This window comes from uncultured Roseibium sp. (genome assembly GCF_947494555.1).
Lineage (GTDB): Bacteria > Pseudomonadota > Alphaproteobacteria > Rhizobiales > Stappiaceae > Roseibium.
In genome coordinates, this window is sequence record NZ_CANLVF010000001.1 from 754,373 (window position 1) to 774,966 (window position 20,594).

Genomic DNA, 20,594 nt, shown 5'->3' on the forward strand with positions numbered 1-20,594 from the left:
TTGTTGGCTCGTTCATCCGCCATAAGGCTTGATATCTGCGTCCTTGCGGACATCCGGAAAGGGGATGTCGCATCCCCATCGCATGCGGCTTCGCTCGAGGCCTTTGTTGCGGAAGCCTATAGCGTTGGAGTGTTGCCGGTTGCGTCTCCGGCCATCGCGTCGGACCCCTATACTCTAGATCCTTGCTACCGACGCCTCTTCGAGGACGCGCGGATTACGCGATTGGCGCCGGGAGCAGCTGTCGAGTGCTCCCTTGCTCTCGGCTTAGATGCCCGGCTTTTTGCGGCACCAATGAACGCTGCATGCAACATCAAGGCGGAGCATCGCGTCGTTACACTCGAGCGGCCGGCGTCGTTCACCTCGCTAACACCACGACAGCGAGAGCTCATGCGCAGTTATGCCGAGGAGGTGTTAGGCGGTTCGATCGTCTGGGCGCCGAACACAAGGATCTCCCGGGACGCACTTTTTTTTGCCGCCCCCCATTGGCCGACGACCGAAAAAGATTGGGTGCCTGTAGTGCCAACGCATACACCACGGCTGCGCGAGGCGACTGAGGGTGCCAGGCCGAGCGTTGGCATGGCGCGTGTTGCGCGTGCGCGGCCGGTGCTTCCGGCGGACTGGGGCGAGAACGAAGACTATGACTTTAGTTCGGCAAATGTAATGTGGCGTCTGCGATTGGCTCCGGACGCACATCGTCCAAGCTGGCCTCAAGCCGCACCCATGCAGGTCTGGCCCGACACCGAAATCTCATTGGCGGATTTTTTTGCAAAGATTGACATCCTCGCAAATGCCGATACAGCCGCCGAAGAACCGTGCCCGATTGAAGTGCTCTATTCGCTCCGAAGTGGCGTTGTTCCCTTTCTGGAACCTGAATACAGGACTGTCTTCTCCGGCACGGCAATTTATGGCCGTTGCTCTGAACTGACCCAGCGTGCACTTGAGTTTTACGACAACCCGGATCTTGCTTCTGATCTTCGAGACGGTGCCGAAGACCTGATCGCCACGACCTTCTCAGCGAATGCTGCGGTCAAGTGGTTGAGACTTGTGATCGGCAAGCCCCGTGTGAACTCCTTTGCACCTGCCGTTCACGCGACACCAAATTCCACAGCGCTTTTCTTTTCGACGAATGGTGTTGGCCTTGGTCACCTGACACGGCAGCTTGCCATTGCGCGCCGGTTGCCGTCCCGGATAACGCCGGTATTTCTCAGTCACTCGAAAGCCATCGATATCATCGGTGCGCATGGCTTTGTTGCCGAGCACTTGCCGTACCATGCCGCTTATGGAGAACGAAAGGAACACTGGAACGCGGCCCTTGCCGACGCGCTTGAGACAGCGATTGCCTTCTATCGCCCTCGGGCAGTCGTCTTTGACGGGAATGTTCCTTTTGTCGGACTTATGAAGGCAATGGAAGCGTCGCCGGATGCGGGGCGTGTTTGGATCCGGCGGGCGTTTTGGGGATCCAACCGGGATCTTGACGCGTTGGAGCGAGGAGAGGCATTTGACCTGATAGTCGAGCCTGGGGAACTTGCCTGGGCTCGTGATGATGGTCCTACGGTCGCTTTGCGGCCGCACACGCGTGAGGTTCCTCCCGTCACGCTGTTGGATGGCCACGAGCTCCTTGAAAGGTCGGATGCTTGCGAACGGATTGGGCTTGATCCGGACCAGACAAACATCCTGATTGCACTGGGTGCCGGGAACAACATCGATACAAGCAACATGATCGCGCGGGCGCTCGCCCATCTCCATGGGCGCAGTCGAGTAGGTGTCGCCGTTGCACAATGGCGTATTGCCGAAGAGGCGCTTGAGCTCCCGCCCGGTGTTGCACGGCTCACCGAATACCCCTTTTCCAAATTCCTACGGGCGTTCGATTTTGCGGTCGCAGCAGCGGGTTACAACACGTTCGCAGAGCATGTGAAGGCAGCTTTACCGACAATCTGGGTCCCGAACGAGCACGCAGAGCAGGACCAGCAGATCCTGAGAGCACGCTTCGCGGTGGCGCAGAACCTGGGCTTGCTTGTCAGGCACGCTGCTCCGTTTGATCTCACCGGCAGCCTTGATCGCATGCTTCAAAGCGATGCAGGTGATGAGATGCGCGCTGCTCACGAGCCGTTAAGACAAGAGTATTCGACCAACGGCGCGGTTGCCACGGCGCAAGCCATTGCAAGCTTGTGTGAGACGGTCATTGTTCGAGAAGGGCAAAAGAACGAGACGTTTCAGGTTCTTCCTTGAATGAAGACGCTCTGCCGGACTGAAGCTTCCGCAATGCTGCTTATACCAAGCTCAAGAAGTAAGGACCTATCTGATGGCGCTGTTCCGGTTTGCCGGCAAGGCGCTTTGTGCAGGACGGCCTGGTTGGCCGTTCAAACAAGGCAACGCCGTCCGGAGAGCCGGAACAGGCCACCGAAGGCCACGTTTGAAGGCTGTTCCGCCGCGTCGCAGGTTTTGGACGATAAACCATATCGCCTGGCAACCTGCTTCTTGCCGAACAGCCTTCAAACCCGGTCAGATCGGTTCTTTTTTCTTGAGCTTGGTACTATTTCCCGAACCCAATCTGTTCACTGAATGGCTGTCCGCAAAGCTTCACTGGCGCTTCACCGCGACGGCCGTACGAGGATCTCAAGGCAAAAAAACACCGGGCCGATAGGGCCCGGTGCGATTTCGATTTGTCGTGACTGCGGGGTATCGCGTCCCGATCAGGCTTCCGAACGGCGGCGCATGCGCATTCCGGCAAGAACCGCAAGTCCGACCGGAAGCAAAGCCAGACCTGCAGGCAACGGCACTGGTGTAAGCTTCAGGTTGAAGTCACAAGTGGAATTGCTACCGCAAGGGCTTCCAGGGTCACCGTTCTGGTTCGCTGTGTAGAACCATCCAGACAGCCCCAAGTCGCCGTTCTTGTCGTTTGCGCCAATACCATACTGATAGGTGTATTTACCGTACGGCTGCGGCTTCATAAGCAGATTGTAAACCGCGCTGATGCCGTTAAATCCGGTCAGCGTGGAAGTCGGCAGCAGATCCATGAAGGACCACTGCGTTTCATCACCGTTACCCGTTCCCTTGGCGTGCGGCGCCGACGTGATAGCCACCTGCTGAGCCCAGTTCCGGAAATTGCCGAAGTTCAGGTTCACGTCGAATCCAGCTGTTGCTAGGGTTCCGTCCGTGGTCGCCGTGCCGACCAACGTGCCGGTTCCGTCGTCGTAACGTGTGAACAGTGCGCCTGAAGCGAAGTGATACCGGTTGCCATTCATGTAAAGGCTGTGTTGGCCGGAATTGTAGCTCATCACGTCATACTGCTCGACAATCGCAGCTGCGGATGCAACCGATATGCTGAATGGCAATAGCAAAATTGCTATTAAGCTCTTACGAAACATGGGTTTTACCTCTGGTTGCTATATCTAAACACGCAAATTTGTCTTTATATTAACGAAATTTTTACAACGTTTCCCTGCGTTAGTCAACCAATCTGATGCATCGGTGCCTTGGTCGCAAGCGCCTACAATCTTGATACAATCCATGGTCGTTTTTCTGTCTTTCACGACGCCGGATCGACACCTTTCCAAACCACATCAGCAAGGCATGTGCGTCGCTATGAAGGCGGTATTTGTGTCCGCATGCCGCTCGTCAATCGGTCAGGATCCCGCGATCTCTTGCAGTTGCCGGACCGTTTCAGGGCGATCCCACTGAGCGGGGCCAATCATCCGACCCAACTCGCGGCCGTCGGGCCCGATCAGAACCGTCGTTGGAATGCCGACGACATTGAGCGCCCTCATGATGTTCTGCGCGGGATCCATATAGACAGGCAGGTCCTTTAGATCGTGGCGTTTATAAAAGCGCTCGACCGCACCCGCACCGTTCACATCAATTGATATCGGCAGCAACTCGATATTGCTTCCACGCAGGTCGCGCGCCAACTGATCAAGCGCGGGCATCTCTTCGCGGCAAGGTTCGCACCAGGTCGCCCACACGTTCACAAACACATAGCTTCCTTCAAAAGCCTTGAGATCCACCTGAGCGCCGGCTTCGTCCGTGAATTTCGCGTCTGGAAGCTCGCGCGGTGTTTCCAACATGGCAATCCGGCCCATCGGCAGTTCTGTTGGAAACAGAATGGGGTAAACGTTCGCAACGGTCACGAAACTACCGATGATGATGAGGAAAGTAACGAGTGACGAACGCATTGTGACGGCTAGACCCGGTTTCGAGTGCAGACCACGCCGGACACTCAAAAAAAACAAACTCAATCTGCGATCAATAGTTCAGATGCAGTCGGTTCGTCGACAGCCAATCCATCAAAAGAACGTGTCTCAACGGGTTCCGTGGCGGTCTGGTACGTGACGCTTGGTGCAGACAGCCGGTCAGGTATGCCCGCTCGACCAGACGATTGACGGTAACAGTCCGGTTTTCCCTCATCGATCTGCGAGTAGCTTCAAAACCCTACTTCGCACGAGCCTTCAGGAATTCACCCACCTCGAGCAGGATGAGTTCGTTGTCATCCGGTGCACCGAGGCTGCGTCCGGCGGAGAATGGAAAATTATTGTCGTTGCCGACAATGATATGGGTGTCGTCGATGCGGTCGACGTTCTCGATTGTGACAAACGGAAATGTAAACAATCCGTCTTCCCGTTTTCCTTGCCTGACAAGGTCATTCGGGTCCTGAATGCGCAGGAGATCGATATAGGCGACCTTGTGAACCGGTTCGCCGGGCGCGACACCTTCCATATCGATGAGGTAGATACGCTTGAAAGCGGCGGGCTTTTTGAAACAGTTTTCGGTCACCCCTTCTTTACAGGCAAATTCTGAGTCGCCCTGACCGCCGTCACGTTCGATGACCAGGCCACGCGTTTCGTCAATCATGTTGAAGTCGCCAATGGCATGATCAGGTGCTTCGACCGGGTAGAACCAGGACCGACCGGTCCACTCGCGTGTCTGAGCGTTCATTTCAAGGAGCCGAAGCGCCGTCCTGCCATCCGCTATTGTTTCGTACGCGCCTTTTTCAGTGTCCCAAAGAGGGCCCTCGAGCAAAGGGAAAAGCATATCGCCGTCGACCGACGCAGCGAGCCCTTCGTAACCACGTGAACGCTTGATGTTTTGTTTAACCTCCGGCGCGTCCGGATTTGACAAGCCAATGAAAGGATTGTCGGGAGACTGGACGATGACATCATCGACGACCGTTTCGTGGAATTCGGTGATCTTTCCGCTTTCAAGGTCGGCAACGATGATAAAGGGCCCGAATTCGTCGCCTATGACGATCTGGTCGCCCACGAACTGGAAGCCTTCAATGTCGAAGTCAGCGCCCGTGAGGTATCGCTTTTCGGTTCCTTCCATCGTCAAAGGAAATGGAACGACCTTGTCCGGGTCGTTCAAAAATACCTGATCTTCGATTTCGACGGTGCCTGTGTCGAAGTCTGGTCTCACCCTTGAGAAAAAGAGCATTGCGTCCGCAGAGTTGGCCTTGCTGCCAAATCCATTATCGGTCAGGACATAGTACGTGCCGTCACCGACCGTCTTGATACCGGAAAATCCCTGAAGCGGTTGGCCGTCAAAGGGGAGCGCGCTGCCTTGGGTAGGTGCCGCGTGCGAGCGGCGATTTCCCGGTTCCGTGAATTTGCCTGAAACCTTCAGCGCGTCCGGCGCGTCGGAGGGTGCCGGAAACAGCGTTTCGGCGGGGAGTACTGCATGACCCGCGAGTGTTGCGTCGAACTGGGTCTGTTGCGCGAAAGCAGATGTTGCCGCGGTCAAAATCAGTGTCGTCAAAAGCAAGCGCATTTCACTGTTCTCCGGAAAACGATATCGCCTTTTCTAACGACTGATTGTTGTGGGAAAGTGTCGCTGAGCTTTCAGTTGCGTGACATCGCCACGGTCATTTCGCTTCGGATCTTCGCAGCGGGGGAGGATTTCATGCTGCACTGCATTATCAAATGGTCGAATAAGCAGTATCCGACGAGGTTCGCAATCTCCGCGCCAAACTGTCCAAGAGCATCCGGGGGATCTGGGAAATTGAAGAAGACCGCGAAAAAATCGCAGAATTCTGCGTTTTTTTGATCGTATACCTAAGTATTAATCCCTCGGAATAATAGTGTAGATACGTATCCTTATACCTAAGTAGCGTAATTCGTAAGTAGTGTTGAGCCTCTGCTAAGTGCTGCTAGGGTCCCGGCTGCAGTTCTGATCATTTTCAGTCTCGATCTGAAATAGTTGTTCTCAAGTCATCGTGTGCCTTGGTGAGGCAGGCATCGCGGTGGATTGCGTCAACCGGGGAAAGTCGTGCCGTTTTGTCTTTGGAAAAACAATGCGCGCAATGGCGTGGTGTTCATCGCGTGCGGCACCGGTCTGAACTGTAACTTCAACACTCAGCCTCGCAGTCACTTCCCGTGTGCTCCGTTTGTGCGTCGCGGGAACAGGCCTTTCTACAAAGGGCTGGTCAATGGCCAGGAAATACCGGAGCCGCAAGGCGTCGCGAATTTCCAGAAGCAACAGGACTATGTGGAGGAGACGACATGTCCGAAAAACCATCCAACAATGGATACTGGTCCGCAAACATGCGGATCATATCGATCAGCCTCGTGATCTGGGCGCTGGTGTCGTTCGGGTTCGGCATCCTGCTGCGCCCGCTTTTGAGCGGGATTTCGGTCGGAGGTACCGATCTCGGATTCTGGTTCGCGCAGCAAGGCTCGATCCTGGTCTTTCTCGCAATCATCTTCTTCTACGCGTTCTGGATGAACAGGGTCGACCGTGAACACGGCGTCGACGAAGAATAGGGGCCCCTGGCAAGATGGATCAGTTTACAATCAATCTGCTGTTTGTGGGTGGCTCGTTCGCGCTCTACATCGGCATCGCAGTCTGGGCCCGGGCAGGTTCGACATCCGAGTTTTACGCCGCCGGACGCGGGGTGCATCCGGTCACCAACGGCATGGCAACGGCCGCCGACTGGATGTCGGCAGCGTCCTTCATTTCCATGGCAGGCCTGATCGCCTTCACCGGCTATGACAACAGCTCATTTCTGATGGGCTGGACTGGTGGCTACGTGTTGCTGGCGCTGTTGCTTGCGCCTTACTTGCGCAAATTCGGCAAGTTTACTGTCTCCGAATTCATCGGTGACCGGTTCTACAGCCAGACGGCCCGGATCGTCGCCGTGGTCTGCCTGATCGTGGCCTCGACGACCTATGTGATCGGTCAGATGACCGGGGTCGGCGTCGCCTTCGGCCGCTTCCTGGAAGTGGACAATACGACCGGCCTCCTGATCGGTGCCTGTGTCGTCTTCGCCTATGCCGTTTTCGGCGGCATGAAAGGCGTGACCTATACGCAAGTTGCACAGTACGTGGTTCTCATCACCGCCTACACGATCCCGGCAATCTTCATCTCTCTTCAGTTGACGGGCAACCCGATTCCCGGACTGGGTCTCTTCGGCAACGATGTCGCCAGCAGTGTGCCGCTTCTGACCAAACTGGACCAGGTGGTGACGGAACTCGGCTTCAACTCCTATACGGCCCACCATTCCAACACGCTGAACATGGTTCTGTTCACGCTCTCGCTGATGATCGGCACGGCGGGCCTGCCGCACGTGATCATGCGGTTCTTCACGGTTCCCAAGGTTTCCGACGCCCGCTGGTCAGCTGGTTGGACCCTGGTTTTCATCGCCCTGCTTTATCTCACGGCTCCTGCAGTCGGTGCGATGGCGCGGCTCAACATCACGGAAATGATGTGGCCGAACGGCGGGATCAATGGCGGTGCTGTCGCAGTTAAGACCATTGCCGAAGATCCAAAATACGATTGGATGGATACCTGGCAGAAAACCGGTCTTCTTGATTGGGAAGACAAGAACGGCGACGGCAAGATCCAGTACTACAACGATCAGAATGCGGAGCTGCAGGCCGTTGCGGAAGAAAAGGGCTGGGTCGGCAACGAGCTGACAAAGTTCAACCGCGATATTCTTGTCCTGGCGAACCCGGAGATCGCAAACCTGCCAAGCTGGGTCATCGGCCTGGTCGCAGCCGGCGGTCTTGCCGCAGCGCTCTCGACGGCGGCAGGTCTTCTGCTCGCGATTTCATCGGCGGTCAGTCACGACCTGATCAAGGGAGCGTTCAATCCGCAAATATCGGAGAAAGGCGAACTCCTGTCGGCGCGTGTCGCGATGGCGGTTGCGATTGTTGTGGCAACCTATCTGGGGCTCAATCCGCCCGGGTTTGCAGCACAAACGGTGGCACTCGCGTTCGGGCTTGCGGCGGCCTCGATCTTCCCGGCGCTGATGATGGGGATCTTCTCCACACGCATCAACAACACCGGTGCCGTGGCCGGCATGCTGGCGGGTCTGATCGTGACGCTCGTCTACATCTTCCTGCACAAGGGCTGGTTCTTCATTCCGGGAACCAACACGTTCACCGATGCAGATCCTCTGCTTGGCCCGATCAAGTCGACATCGTTCGGCGCCATCGGTGCAGCTGTCAACTTCGCCATCGCCTATGTTGTTTCCGGCATGACCAAGGAAACGCCCGAGGCGATCAAGGAGCTGGTGGAAAGCGTGCGCATTCCCCGCGGCGCCAGCGTCGCGCAGGACCACTGATACGTGTGCGGGCGGCTGGTCTCCAGCCGTCCGCCAAGCCTATGATCCGATCCTGTCCGGTTGTTTCAACGCCGGACAGGATTGTCCGTTCAATTCGAGGCTGTCGAAATGTCACTGAGCATCGACCAGATATTGAGATTTCTTAAGTCTCTGCACCCTTATGACGCGTTGTCTCATGAGGTACAGGAAAGGCTTGCGGCCCGATTTGAAATCCAAAAGGCCGAAGCCGGGACCCACATCTACAAGTTCGGTGACCAACTGCCCGGCCTGTTTGTTGTTTACGAGGGATCGGTGAAGATCCGGGACGAAAACAGCGTTATCGTCAGCCACCTCGTTCATCGAAACACGTTCGGCGAACGGGGCCTGTTGAAAGACGGGACCGCCGCCACCTCGGCCCAGGCGGATGAAGCTTCTATCCTTCTTGTACTGCCGCCGACTGAATTTCGGAGGCTCATGGACGAACACCAGGCGTTTTCGAGGTTCTTTGAACGCGCCCGCAAATCAGCGACGCGCGGCCGGGATCTCGCGACCAGCAGCGCTGAAACCCTTATGGCGAGAAATCCGATTACCTGCCTCCCCGACACGACCGTACAAGAAGCAGCCCGGGTCATGCGGGACAGGCACATCTCATCGCTGTGCGTCACGGATCCGGACGAAACACTGCTTGGGATTGCGACCACCCGGGATCTTGCCGGGAAAGTGCTGGCCGAAGGACGGTCAGTGGCAACTCCCGTTTCGGAAATCATGACCAGCAAACTGTTGACGTTGCCACGATCGGCCATCGGAACGGATGTTCTTCATTTGATGATGGAAAAGCGGATCGGTCATGTTCCAATTGTTGAAGGGCAACGCCTTGTCGGGATAGTGACCCAGACGGACCTGACGCGTTTCCAGGCCGTCAGCTCCGCCGATATGGTTGGACAGATCACGCGGGCAAAAACTGCTGAAGAGATGGCAGCAGTAACCGCTCATATTCCACAACTCCTCCTGCAACTGGTCGCGGCGGGCAGCCCACACGAAGTGGTGACGCGCCTCATCACCGATATTGCCGACACTGCGACGCGGCGCCTTTTGAGCCTGGCAGAGGAAAAGCTCGGGCCGTCACCTGTGCCTTATCTGTGGCTCGCCTGCGGGTCACAGGGGCGCCAGGAACAGACCGGAGTGAGCGACCAGGACAATTGCCTGTTTCTTGACGATGCCGTGAGCGAGCAGGACAGGGACGGGTACTTTGCGGACCTGGCTGCCTTCGTCTGCACGGGTCTCAATACGTGTGGTTACGTCTTTTGCCCGGGTGACATGATGGCGACGAACCCGCGCTGGCGCCAACCGGTGCATGTCTGGCAGGAATATTTTCGCGGCTGGATAGAAAAGCCGGACCCGGAAGCCCAGATGCTGAGCTCCGTGATGTTCGATCTCCGTCCGATCGGGGGGCATGCTCAACTGTATGCCTCAACGCAGGAGGGAACGCTGAAGGCGGCGGCTGCAAATTCGATATTCGTTGCCCACATGGTGAGCAATTCTCTGAAACACAATCCGCCGTTGAACCTGCTCAGGGGGCTGGCGACGATCCGGTCCGGAGAGCACAAGAATTCGGTTGATATGAAGCTCAACGGGGTCGTGCCGATTGTCGATCTTGCCCGAATTTATGCGTTGCAGGGCCAGATTACAGGCGTGAACACAAAAATGCGCCTTCTTGAAGCGCGCGCGAATGGCCAGCTCAGCCAATCCGGCGGCAGCGATCTGCTCGACGCCTATGACCTCATTGCCGAAACCAGGCTGTTGCATCAGGCCGGTCTGATCAAGCTGGGGCAGAAACCGGACAATTTCCTGCAGCCGTCAACCCTTTCGGATTTTGAGCGAAGTCATTTGCGGGATGCGTTTGTTGTGGTCAAGACAATGCAATCATCAATCGGACACGGACGGGGCATGCTGGGGTAGCTGGAAACTTCAAGAGCAAACCGTTCAATGAAGACCGGAGCTTTGGTGGGAGGAAGACATGTTTGTCGAGTTGATCGCGGCTTTTGTCGCCGGCATTGCGGCTGCAGGTGTCGTCATGTTGGTCAACAGATTTCTCGGAGGACGCCTGCCGCGCTGGTTCGCACCTGTTGCTGCCGGCGCTGCGATGATCGCCACGACAATCGCCAACGAGTATGGGTGGTTCTCGCGGACGAAGGATGCCTTGCCTGACGGGATTGTCGTCGCTCAGACGATTGAAAACAAAGCGATCTACAGGCCATGGACCTACGTGGAGCCGTTTGTCGAACGATTTGTAGCTGTCGATGTCAGATCCATTCGCTCGCATCCGGACCGACCGGATGAAAAACTTGGAGAAACCTATTTCTTTGGCCGCTGGTCTCCGGTGAGCAAGATAAATGTCATTGCCGATTGTGCCGGTAACCGGCGAGCCGCGCTCACGGACGGGATTTCCTTTGAAAGCGACGGCGCGGTGGCCGGTGCAGAGTGGATCGACGTACCGTCCGGTGACCCGATCGTTTCGACCATCTGCGGAGTGGAATGATGTTGATGTCGCTCAGTCTGCGTCTGCGCACGTTTTTGATGTTCTTCGGGTCAGCTGCACTTTGTGCAGGACTGGTGGCCGTCTCACACTATTTTGCAATGAGCCGGCTGGAGGACGGCAATGAAGGATCGGCGTTTCTGATATCCGCGGTCTTGTCCGGATTTGCGATCCTTGCTGTTACCACTCAGGTCTGGTTTCTCTTTGACGAGAATGTCGCTAAACCGATCGAACGCCTTGCTGCGACCATAAGGACACGCGCCCATGCCGGTGTCGATGCGCTGGTCGATCTGCATGACGCACGCTTCCTCGGTGACCTGGGCCCTGCCGTTGAGGCTGTGACCGGGAAACTCACGCAGGTTTCGACACAGACGGATGACGTCGTCGCCACCGAAACGGCCCGGCTTATGGCGGAAAAAGCGCATCTGGCAATGCTCCTGACCGAGATCCCTGTTGCCATCATCCTTGTCAGTCCCAATCACAGGATCATGCTCTATGACGGTCAGGCCGCGGACGTTCTTGGCCAGGTCCATGTCCCCCGCCTGAGCGCGTCTGTGTTTGAGTATTTCAACGAGGCTGAACTTCGTGCGGCGCAAGAGCAGCTTTCTGCGACGAGATCCGAAGTGCTGGCAAAAGTGCAATGCAGCCAGGGAAACCTGCGCTTTGAATTGCGTGTCAAGAAACTGAAGCAGGTGCCCGGCTACATGATTCTCGTAGACGGCACCAAGGCGCGTATCGCGCCCGACGCCGAACGGCCGCTGATTTACGACTTCGATCTCACCGAACAGGACGCGGAATATGCACTTGAGGACAGGCCGCTTGAAGATCTGAGTTTCGTTGTTTTCGATACCGAGACGACTGGATTGATGCCGAACAAGGATGAGATTGTCCAGATCGGCGCCGTACGTGTCGTTAAGGGCAGGATCTTAGCGGGTGAGCGGGTCGACCAGCTGGTTAATCCAGGACGTCCCATACCGCCTGCCTCAACGAAGGTACATAAGATTACGGACGAGATGGTTGCCGAGGCGCCGGATGCAGGGGCAGCCGTTACACGGTTTCACGGGTTTGCGCGCGATTGCGTCATGGTTGCTCACAATGCGCCGTTCGATATGGCTTTCCTGAACCGTCATGGCCGGATATGCGGGCTGGAATGGGATCATCCAATGTTGGATACGGTCCTCCTGTCAGCCGTTTTGTTCGGCGATACGGAAGAGCATTCTCTTGATGCCCTGTGCAAACGTCTCGACATCAAGATTGACCCGGAGCAACGGCACACGGCGTTGGGGGACGCGCAGGCTACGGCAGAAGCTCTTTGCAAGATGCTCCCGATCCTGTCCTCCCGCGGTTACACAACCTTCGGCGACGTCATAAGACAGACCCGCAAGCATGGCAGGTTGCTCAAGGATCTCAACTGACCGGCGGATGCGAGCAGAAGCTACCTAGTCGAACACATGGCCATGCTGGTATCGCTCATCCTTGCCCGCCGCCTCGGTCAGCGCTGCAACATTGGACTTGGTGAAGAAGCCGTCAAAGGCCTTACAACGTTCGATGTATTCAGTGATCAGCAGCGTGTGCTGCGAATGCTTGGAAAAGATCTGTTTCAGATCCGGTGAATCTTTGCACTCCCCGACGACATGCGCCAGGAACGGGATGCCCTGATCGCCCAGGATTCCAACCACATAGTCGACATTTTTCTGACCGGATGCATGGTCACCGTCCAGAATCTCAACAGCCATATGATGCATCCGGCGCCCATAGTTGCGAACGAAGTTTTCCGTCGGCATCGGCAGGTTCTCGAAGGAATTGACGAAAGAGGGCGTGTTGTTCGCAGTGAAGACCTTTGCCGGTGACTTCTTGTCATCACTGACGATCGGACACCTGTTGACGTTCGTCGAGGAGTTCATGTCCGAGATGTTGTAGGCACCCCAGAAGTAGTACGGCACCATCGTCTGGAACTCCAAGAGGGCGTCTTCGCGCTCCCCTGCTAGAATGCGCGTTGCCATGTGGTCATAGCCGAGCATCAATTCATCGAGGCCGTGTTGCTCGGAAAAGGCAATTCCCTGCTTGAGCAGCGCTTCTTCGCTGTCTGTCAGCTCAAGACGTTCGCCCAGGGCCAGACTTTCCGGATCGTTGAAATCGGCCCCGCTGTACCCGATCCTGTTGCCCGTAAAGTCGGAAGGGCTCGAAAACAGAACGCCGTTTGAGGTGTAGAATTCATTCTCGGTGTCGCCCGCATATTCAAATCGAATGCTCTGAGCCTCCAATGTGTCGCGAAGCGTGGAGGTGTCGGGACACTGGAAGATCTCCCCTACATAACGTGTATTCGGCTTGGGCCGGGACAGGGGATAGAGAACGTTGAGACGCCGGATATAGTCCTCAAATCCGTCAGACAGCGGTTCCATCAAAATGAGTGCCGGAAACTCCGGCTTGTTGTGCAATACATGGAACTTGTGCGTTTTGGAAACATAGCTCGAGTGATATCGATTGGGCGTCATACAGTGCAATTCGGCCATGGTTGCAACACCGTCGCCGGGTTCGACCTGGATAACAATGGCCTTCATCTCACCGACGAGATCGTTGACGCCCGTTTCCTGCCTGCGGGCGTAGATCCTTGGGAGATACTCGCCGAAAAATTCCGAATTCTTCTTGTCCCCCTTGGGCTCGTATCGGGCATAGTCAAACGGGATCGCGTCCATGGCAGAGGTGTCCTTCAAATCAACGGAGACATTCAAACAGGCCAAATTCATTAGGCCGAAGAAGACGCTAGGCGTCAATCAGTTGCAACAACGTAATCGCTTGCGCGGTTTGATTGTGTCCTGAACGCAAGGCGGCATAAAAAAGGGGAGCGGACATCCGCTCCCCCTGCTTCGTTTGCTGGCCTGCCTCAGCCCATTGCCAAGCAATCAGACTACGGCGTCGCCGGCACCCGACAGATCCAGTTGAGCAACCAGCGGATCGTGATCGCTTGCCCGCTCATCGGTCTCCGCGAACTCGGAGTTTACGTGGACAAAGTCGAAGGAGGCGTTGTCCGCCAGATGTTCGCTCACAAGGATGTGGTCGAGCGCCTGTGAATTGCCCTGGAAGATGAAGCTGTAGATTTCATCTTCGTCAACCGTGTTCGACAGGTTGACAAGGCCGGCTCCGCTGTCTGCGAGCGTTTCAAGCGGTGATATGAATTCGAATTCGTTCATGTCACCCAGAACAACCACGTTCGCAAAGTCTCCTCCAACAGCGTAGATATCGTCGACATATTGCGAGACAGCCGCTGCCTGAGCCTGACGTTCGTCCAGGCTGCCATTCACGGTGACGTCTTCCTGCCTCTGATCGAACGGTTGCTCGACGCCGAGGATCGGCGCCGAACCGCCTTTCGAGGACAGGTGGTTGTTGACGATGGTTACCTGGTCGCCGCTGAAATCGAAGGTCGCTGCCAGAGGAAGCCTCGCACCTTCGAAGGGGCTGCCCTCGCTCTGATCGCCAACAGCTTCGACAGATCCTTCGACGAGGTCGACACGATCCACATTATAGAGGAAGGCCGTGCGGATGTTGCCGCCAGGCTGTCCTCCGGATGCATTGTCGGTGATGAAGGTGTTGTCGACGAACGCGAAGTTCAGGCTGCCGTTGACGAGGCCATCGTCGACCCTGTCGATCTCGTCCACGAGAAGCTGCAGGGTTTCGCTCGCCGAGACAACACCATCGTCGGTGGATCCGCTGTTGTCCTGGACCTCCTGGAGCCCGATGATGTCCGGGGTTCCAAGGTTGTTGACAATGTGCTCCGCGATCTTTGTGAACCGGCCATTGGCGACGTCAGCGTCACCGTCCGCGTCGTTGGTGTCGAGGTTCAGCACGTTGTAGCTGGCGATCGTCAGGAGATCTTCAGCACCGGTCACCTCTGTCGTCTCTTCCTCAAGGCCGGCGGAAACGATCTGGCTGGTGAAATCGACTGTCGGCGCGATCTCGAAGTTACCGAAGCTGTAGCTCACAACGCCGGTTACATCGCCAAGCTGGTCGCCGACATTCACATCCGGGAAGTCGAAGTCGAGGATACCGCTGTCGAAATCGATCTGCACTTTCTCCGGATTGAAGTCGTCCGGGGAAATGTTGAGCGTTCCACGATCGCTGATCCCGGTTGCATCGGCTCCCTGATCCACGACACCGAAGATTTCGCCGAACCGGTTTGTTCCGGCAACCGCCACAACGTCCTGCGCCGTTACCAGCATCCCTTCGAGGCTCTCGAAGAAGTCGATGCCGTCGGTTTCAGGATCAAAACCGCCATTTCCGGCGATCGTACCGAAGGCGTCGTCGTCTATGACTTCGCTCGGCGGTAGGCGGCCACCCTGACCGATGACAGTTGCCGCGACTGCAGCACCCGTTCCCGTGACCGTGACCACGGGGCTTACAAGTTGGGTGATGGAGAGATTGCGTGAACTCACGCCGCCGGGCGTGAATTCAGACACAGAGGCTTCAACATCGACGGCATCGCCGACCGACACTGCAGGGGCGTTTCCGGTGAAGACGAAAATGCCGTTAGAGGTTGCAATGTCATCGTCACCATCGGGATCCTGCAGATAGAAGCCGTTTGTGTCGACGGCCGTCACGACGCCTGAGGTAAGCACTGTCTGGCCTTCAAAGGCAGACGTGTGGCCAGCCCCCTGGATCTCGTAGATCGCAACTTCATCGCTGCCACCGCCGCCGTTGCCGTCGTCGTGACCCGGCGTTGGTGTATTCACATCCGGGCTGTTGTTGAAGTCCAGGATGGACCAGTCCGCAGCCGTGTCGGTGTCAACACCATCCGTGATGCGGCCAACACCTGCCGGCAGGAACGATCCGTCCGGTCCAATCACCGGCGCGTCGAAGGCGAAGAAGCTGTCATCTTCGCCATCGGTCACGCCGACAGTGTCGATGACGACTTCCAAACCGGTCACGGTTGATCCGGTAATGCTCGCCGTCTCGACCAGAGCGATGGTGTAGGAGCTGTTTTCGATGAAGTTATCCGGAATGGTGTCATCGGCGGTGACGCTGTAGGTCGATTCCGTGAGTTCGTTGGCGACAAGGTAAAAACCGTTTTCACCGATCACCGCATCGTCACCAAAGTCGAACTGGCGATCAATGGTGCCGTTGGAAGACTGGTCGTCGCTCTCGACAACGATCAGGCTGAGACCGGCAAGCGATTCACCCGGTGTTCCGAAGAGCTCGATATACTCGCTGTCCGGACCTGTTGTGCTGCCCAGGACCTCATTGATGACAAGGGGCTGCTCTGTTTCACCCGATGACGTGATGTCATAGACGATGGTGGTACCGGAGATTTCGTAGGCGACAGCGATCTGCGCATTGCCCGTCGTGCTTTCCTCGGCCGGGATGAACGCAATCGTTTCAGGACCATGACGTGCCACGTCGCTCGGCGCCGCATTGTCGACATGCAATGGCGGGATGTAGTCCACGAAGGAGGCATTGGCCGGATCATCGATGTTGTAGATCATGATACCGCTGTCGCGCTCCAGCCCGATAAAGGCGTAGACGCTGCCATCAACCACGCCTGTGATGATGGCTTCCGGTTCCGGCCCCTTGGCGTCCGATCGGTTTTCACTGTCGTCGCCGTCGTCGGAATTGAAACGCTCAGGGGCAATCTCGGCAATTTTCTCTTCGAACTCCGAGCCGCTGTCGAAAACCAGGTTGCCTTCGTCATCGAAGATCGAGAAAGAGCGCGACGAGAAGGTGTGGAGCACATCAATGTCACCGTCACCGTCCGTGTCGCCATCCAGCGTCGAGACCTCAAGCCGTCCGAGGCCAAAGTCCTCGTTGGACAGGTCCAACTGACCAGCGTCGATCAGCTGTTGCTGGACGGTCGGGTCGATCAGGCCATCCTGTGCCAGATCGAAAACACGGTCCTCATCGAAGTCACGGTTGTCACCTTCATTCGCGGTCAGGACATAGGTCTGGCCGCCAATTTCTGCCGTAGCGATGGCATCTGGCATGCGGAAGCCGACAAGATTGTCGAAGGTCTGGATGTTGATGTTACCGTCGTCCAGCGGATCAAGAGCGATTTGGCTGTAATCCGTTACACCAAGGTCAAAGACATCGACGATCGTTTTGGTTGCAAGATCGATCTTGGCGAACGCGTTGTTTTCCTGCAGGGAGACGAAGGCAGTCGTTCCATCCGGGCTGACTGCGATGTATTCGGGCTCGACGTCGTCGGCGAAGTCGACACCTTCCTGGATGCGGATGCCCGCAGCCCGTGCCGCATCCTCGAACCCGTTGAACTGGGTGAAATCGAGTATGTGAGCAGAGAAATCGCTTACGTCGATGAGTGCGACGGTGCCCAGCGGGTTGGCCGCAACACCGTCATCAATGCTGTCTTCGTTGAACTGGCCTTCGCCGGCAACGAGCAGCATGGTGCCGTCATTGTTGAACGTGAGCATGTCGGGCAGGTTGCCGACGTCAACAGTGGTGATCAACGCGAGTGTTGACGCGTCGAACACAGCCACAAAACCCGGTTGTTCGACCAGCTTGGTCACACCAAAGTTCGTTTCCTCCACCGGTGCGCGGGAGATGGCCGCTGCCACAAGACCGTTCTTGACCGCAACGGACTGAACGCCGTCGTATCCGTCAAGACCACCCAGCGGGATCGTGTTCGCCAATGTGTTGCCGGCGATGTCGAAAATGTCGATGCGGTCATTGGCACCATTGGTGACATAAAGCAGCCCATCTTCATGCGCGACCACCTCCGAAGCGCCTTCCGGGTCATCCGGATCACCGCTATCGCCTTCAAAATCCGCAACAATGGTGGCTTCCAGCTCGTCATCGTCGTCGAACACGATCCCTTCGAAGACTGTGTCTTCACGGAATGTAAGGTTCTGGATGCGCTCGTCGTCAACAGGTCCCGTGTCGGCTTCGTCATAGGCTGTGCCGCCGTTTTCCGGGTTGAAATTGTCATCCAGGTATTCGGCCAGAGCATCCTGTTCCGATCCGTCAGCGGCAAAGGTCGCGTCTCCTGTGAAGGCGTCGTCATCGACACCATCGGAATCAAGGTCGATCAGATCCACACGGTTCGGATTGGACAGGGTCGACAGGATCTCGTCACCGGCATTGGCGAGGAAGTTCAGCGTCACGATCCGGAAGCTTTCTGCCGAGTCACCGACGATCTGGCCGTCCCGGACAATTGCAGAGATCAGGTTGCCGTCTTCATCGAAGATGCCTGCATTGATGACACGCTCGCCAGGGGTCGCGATGTTGCCGTCCTGGTCATAGGTCTGCGCGGTCTGTGTCTCGTCGAATGAGAATTTCAGGCCGGAGATCTGCGGGAAGCCGCCGGACACGCCGTCCGGCAGGGCGCTGACAGCGCCTTCCAGGAACGCCTTGATCTCTTCCTTGCTGATGTCGAGCAGTGTCAGCCCGTTGTTGAAGGCGAGCGTTGTGGCGATATCGTTCTGGCTTATACCACCTTCCGGTTTGACCACATTGCCGTCGCCGTCGACGATCTCCTCATTCGGAACACGCACCGCTTCGGTGCCGCCTGCCGGAACGACAATCTGGCCAATATTTGCGCGGATGCCGCCACCGTTCTTGATGGAGATGACGACTTCGTCGCCGAGGCCTTCTGCAGCGATGATCTCGTTGGCATAGGCGAGATTCGCGTCCGCGGTCAGGTTGCCGAGATTGGTCTCCTGGGTGCGCACGCCGTCCGGGTCGTCCGGGGTGAATGTGCCCGAGCGGTTGCCGTTCAGGAACACGTCCGACACGCCAAACACGTTCGATTCGGTTGCCACGATCTGTGCCTGTATGGCGTCGGTGATCGCGTCGATTTCCGGATCGATCAGCCCCTCGGCATTGAGGTCAGCCACGCCCTGGTCGTCGGTGGCGTAGGCTCCTGAGACGTCTTCGTCGTAGCTGTCGGCAATGATGTTGCCGTCCGCGTCGAAGTCGATGACCAAACGGCCGACATACTTGTAGTTGCCATCGGTGTTCACGACCGCTGTCGTGGTGCCGCCGGCATTGGTGATGAACTGCGGGTATTCACCCTGATCGCTATCGCCGTCGCGGATACGGTCGTTGTCGTCGAAAAGGCGGGTGTTGGAGCCGCCGGCAACGATGATGTCGATATTCTCCAGCCGTGCGGTAAGAGATTGCTCGATGCTGATCTGCTGCATGTGGCTCAGCAGGATCACCTTGTTGAGATCCGGATTGTCGCTCAGGAGCTGGTCGACCTCGGCCTGGATAATGGCTGCAAGCGCGTCCAGTTCCGCATCCGTCGGCGAGCCGCTGGCCCAGGCCGGGGAAATGCCCAGGTCATCACCGGGGCTGGAGATGGAGCGGATCGTCGGAACCGTCGCGCCGATAATGGCAATTTTCTCGCCGTTGACGTCGGAGATGGAAGAAGAGGTGACCACATTCTGGAGCGAGGCCGTATCTTGACCACCGGCAGTCTCAAGCGGTGCAAGGTTGGGATCGGTGGAGAAGTCCAGGTTGGTGGACAGGTAAGGGAAGAGAGCGCCCGCAAAGTCTGCGCCTTCCAGATCCGTGCCGACAAATTCGCTGCCTGTGAAGCCACCGGTCGCATCGCCGCTGATCAGGCCTGCGAGAAGTCCGGTGCCTAGGTCGAATTCGTGGTTGCCAAGGGCGATGGCCTGAACGCCCAGCTCATTCTGGATCTGGATGTCCGCGATGCCTTGCGAACCGAAGACCGCTTCGGAAGCATCGAAGAACAGGCCCGGAATGATTGCATCGCCGGAGCTGAGCGTAAGGGTGTTGTCGTCAACGCCATCGTCGCCGATGTCTTCGGCGCGAAGAGCGTTCAGCACGCCGGACAGGTTGTCGATGTTGTCGATCGTTGCCGCATTGGCCTCCTGATCGGCAAAATGCAGAAGCTCAAGCGTGAATACTTCTGGTTCAATCAGACTGATGGTCTGGTCCTTGAATTCCAGGAATTCGATATTCACGAACGTGTCCGTGCCGTCCTTGTTGCCTTTGCGCAGGTCTTTGACGATGCCGGTGTCCAGATCGATTTCGTAGTGTTTCAGCTTTCCGGAGAACACAAGCGTATCGATACCTTGCCCTCCGTCGGCAAAATCATTGCCCTTGCCGCCCTTGATGCGGTCATCGCCCCGGTTGCCGAAAATCTTGTCATTGCCGCGGCGTCCAAAAATGTCGTCATCGCCGTTGAGGCCGAAAATGAAATTGCCTTTTTTGTCACCCTTCAGGGTGTCGTCGCCTTGCGTTCCGAAAATAAACCGGCCGAACTTGAAACCATTGCCAAAGCCGAAGTCGTCGAAGATGCCATCAAAAATGGAGGGATTCTGGTTTCCACCAAGCCCGAATTTGGCAGCGTGATAGCCGTCAAGATTTGCGGACAGGCTTTGTTGCGCCTCTTCCATCGCCTTGTTCTGACGTTCGCTGATCTCTTGAGACCTTGAGAAAAAGTCACGTGAAAATTTGGACCTGAAGTGAAAACCCATAATCGACCCTCATTCTTTTATTAAGGTGCAGTACCCTTCCGAGAGCGATTCTCAAGTAATCCTGATGCTTGCATGC

Annotated in this window: 11 protein-coding genes; 6 read left to right on the top strand and 5 right to left on the bottom strand. The window is 56.7% G+C overall.

Annotation, left to right across the window (positions count from 1 at the left end):
* Positions 1–3: 3 nt before the first annotated feature.
* Positions 4–2,229 (top strand): glycosyltransferase, encoded by a 2,226-nt coding sequence (locus tag Q0915_RS03375; protein WP_299473258.1) that lies wholly within the window; start codon positions 4–6, stop codon positions 2,227–2,229.
* Between the two features lie 464 nt (positions 2,230–2,693).
* On the opposite strand, the gene Q0915_RS03380 is transcribed toward Q0915_RS03375, so the two are convergent.
* The 3 genes from Q0915_RS03380 to Q0915_RS03390 all read right to left on the bottom strand — a co-directional run bounded on the left by Q0915_RS03380 (position 2,694) and on the right by Q0915_RS03390 (position 5,760).
* A complete protein-coding gene (locus Q0915_RS03380) occupies positions 2,694–3,368 on the bottom strand; it encodes a VPLPA-CTERM sorting domain-containing protein (RefSeq protein WP_299544164.1) in 675 nt (224 codons plus the stop codon).
* A gap of 258 nt (positions 3,369–3,626) precedes the next feature.
* Positions 3,627–4,172, bottom strand: a complete 546-nt coding sequence (locus tag Q0915_RS03385) for a TlpA disulfide reductase family protein (RefSeq protein ID WP_299473264.1) — start codon at positions 4,170–4,172, stop codon at positions 3,627–3,629.
* A gap of 256 nt (positions 4,173–4,428) precedes the next feature.
* Positions 4,429–5,760 (bottom strand): esterase-like activity of phytase family protein, encoded by a 1,332-nt coding sequence (locus tag Q0915_RS03390; RefSeq protein ID WP_299473267.1) that lies wholly within the window; start codon positions 5,758–5,760, stop codon positions 4,429–4,431.
* A 731-nt stretch (positions 5,761–6,491) separates the two neighbouring features.
* Here Q0915_RS03390 and Q0915_RS03395 point away from each other — a divergent pair.
* The 5 genes from Q0915_RS03395 (at position 6,492) to Q0915_RS03415 (ending at position 12,484) form a co-directional block, all read left to right on the top strand.
* Positions 6,492–6,752, top strand: a complete 261-nt coding sequence (locus Q0915_RS03395; protein WP_299473270.1) for a DUF4212 domain-containing protein — start codon at positions 6,492–6,494, stop codon at positions 6,750–6,752.
* A 14-nt stretch (positions 6,753–6,766) separates the two neighbouring features.
* Positions 6,767–8,554 carry a sodium:solute symporter family protein gene (locus Q0915_RS03400; RefSeq protein WP_299473272.1) on the top strand — a complete coding sequence of 596 codons (1,788 nt, stop codon included), beginning with the start codon at positions 6,767–6,769 and terminating at the stop codon, positions 8,552–8,554.
* Positions 8,555–8,662: 108 nt separating this feature from the next.
* A complete protein-coding gene (locus Q0915_RS03405) occupies positions 8,663–10,492 on the top strand; it encodes a DUF294 nucleotidyltransferase-like domain-containing protein (protein ID WP_299473275.1) in 1,830 nt (609 codons plus the stop codon).
* Between the two features lie 58 nt (positions 10,493–10,550).
* Positions 10,551–11,072, top strand: coding sequence for a hypothetical protein (locus Q0915_RS03410; RefSeq protein ID WP_299473278.1), 522 nt, complete (start codon positions 10,551–10,553; stop codon positions 11,070–11,072).
* 5 nt (positions 11,073–11,077) lie between these two features.
* Entirely contained in the window at positions 11,078–12,484 is a 1,407-nt protein-coding gene (locus tag Q0915_RS03415) for a 3'-5' exonuclease (RefSeq protein WP_299473281.1), read from the top strand.
* 24 nt (positions 12,485–12,508) lie between these two features.
* On the opposite strand, the gene Q0915_RS03420 is transcribed toward Q0915_RS03415, so the two are convergent.
* Both Q0915_RS03420 and Q0915_RS03425 read right to left on the bottom strand, forming a co-directional pair.
* Complete coding sequence (locus tag Q0915_RS03420; RefSeq protein ID WP_299473284.1) at positions 12,509–13,765, bottom strand: hypothetical protein; 1,257 nt, start codon at positions 13,763–13,765, stop codon at positions 12,509–12,511.
* A 207-nt stretch (positions 13,766–13,972) separates the two neighbouring features.
* Positions 13,973–20,437, bottom strand: a complete 6,465-nt coding sequence (locus tag Q0915_RS03425) for a choice-of-anchor I family protein (protein ID WP_299544168.1) — start codon at positions 20,435–20,437, stop codon at positions 13,973–13,975.
* Between the last annotated feature and the right edge of the window lie 157 nt (positions 20,438–20,594).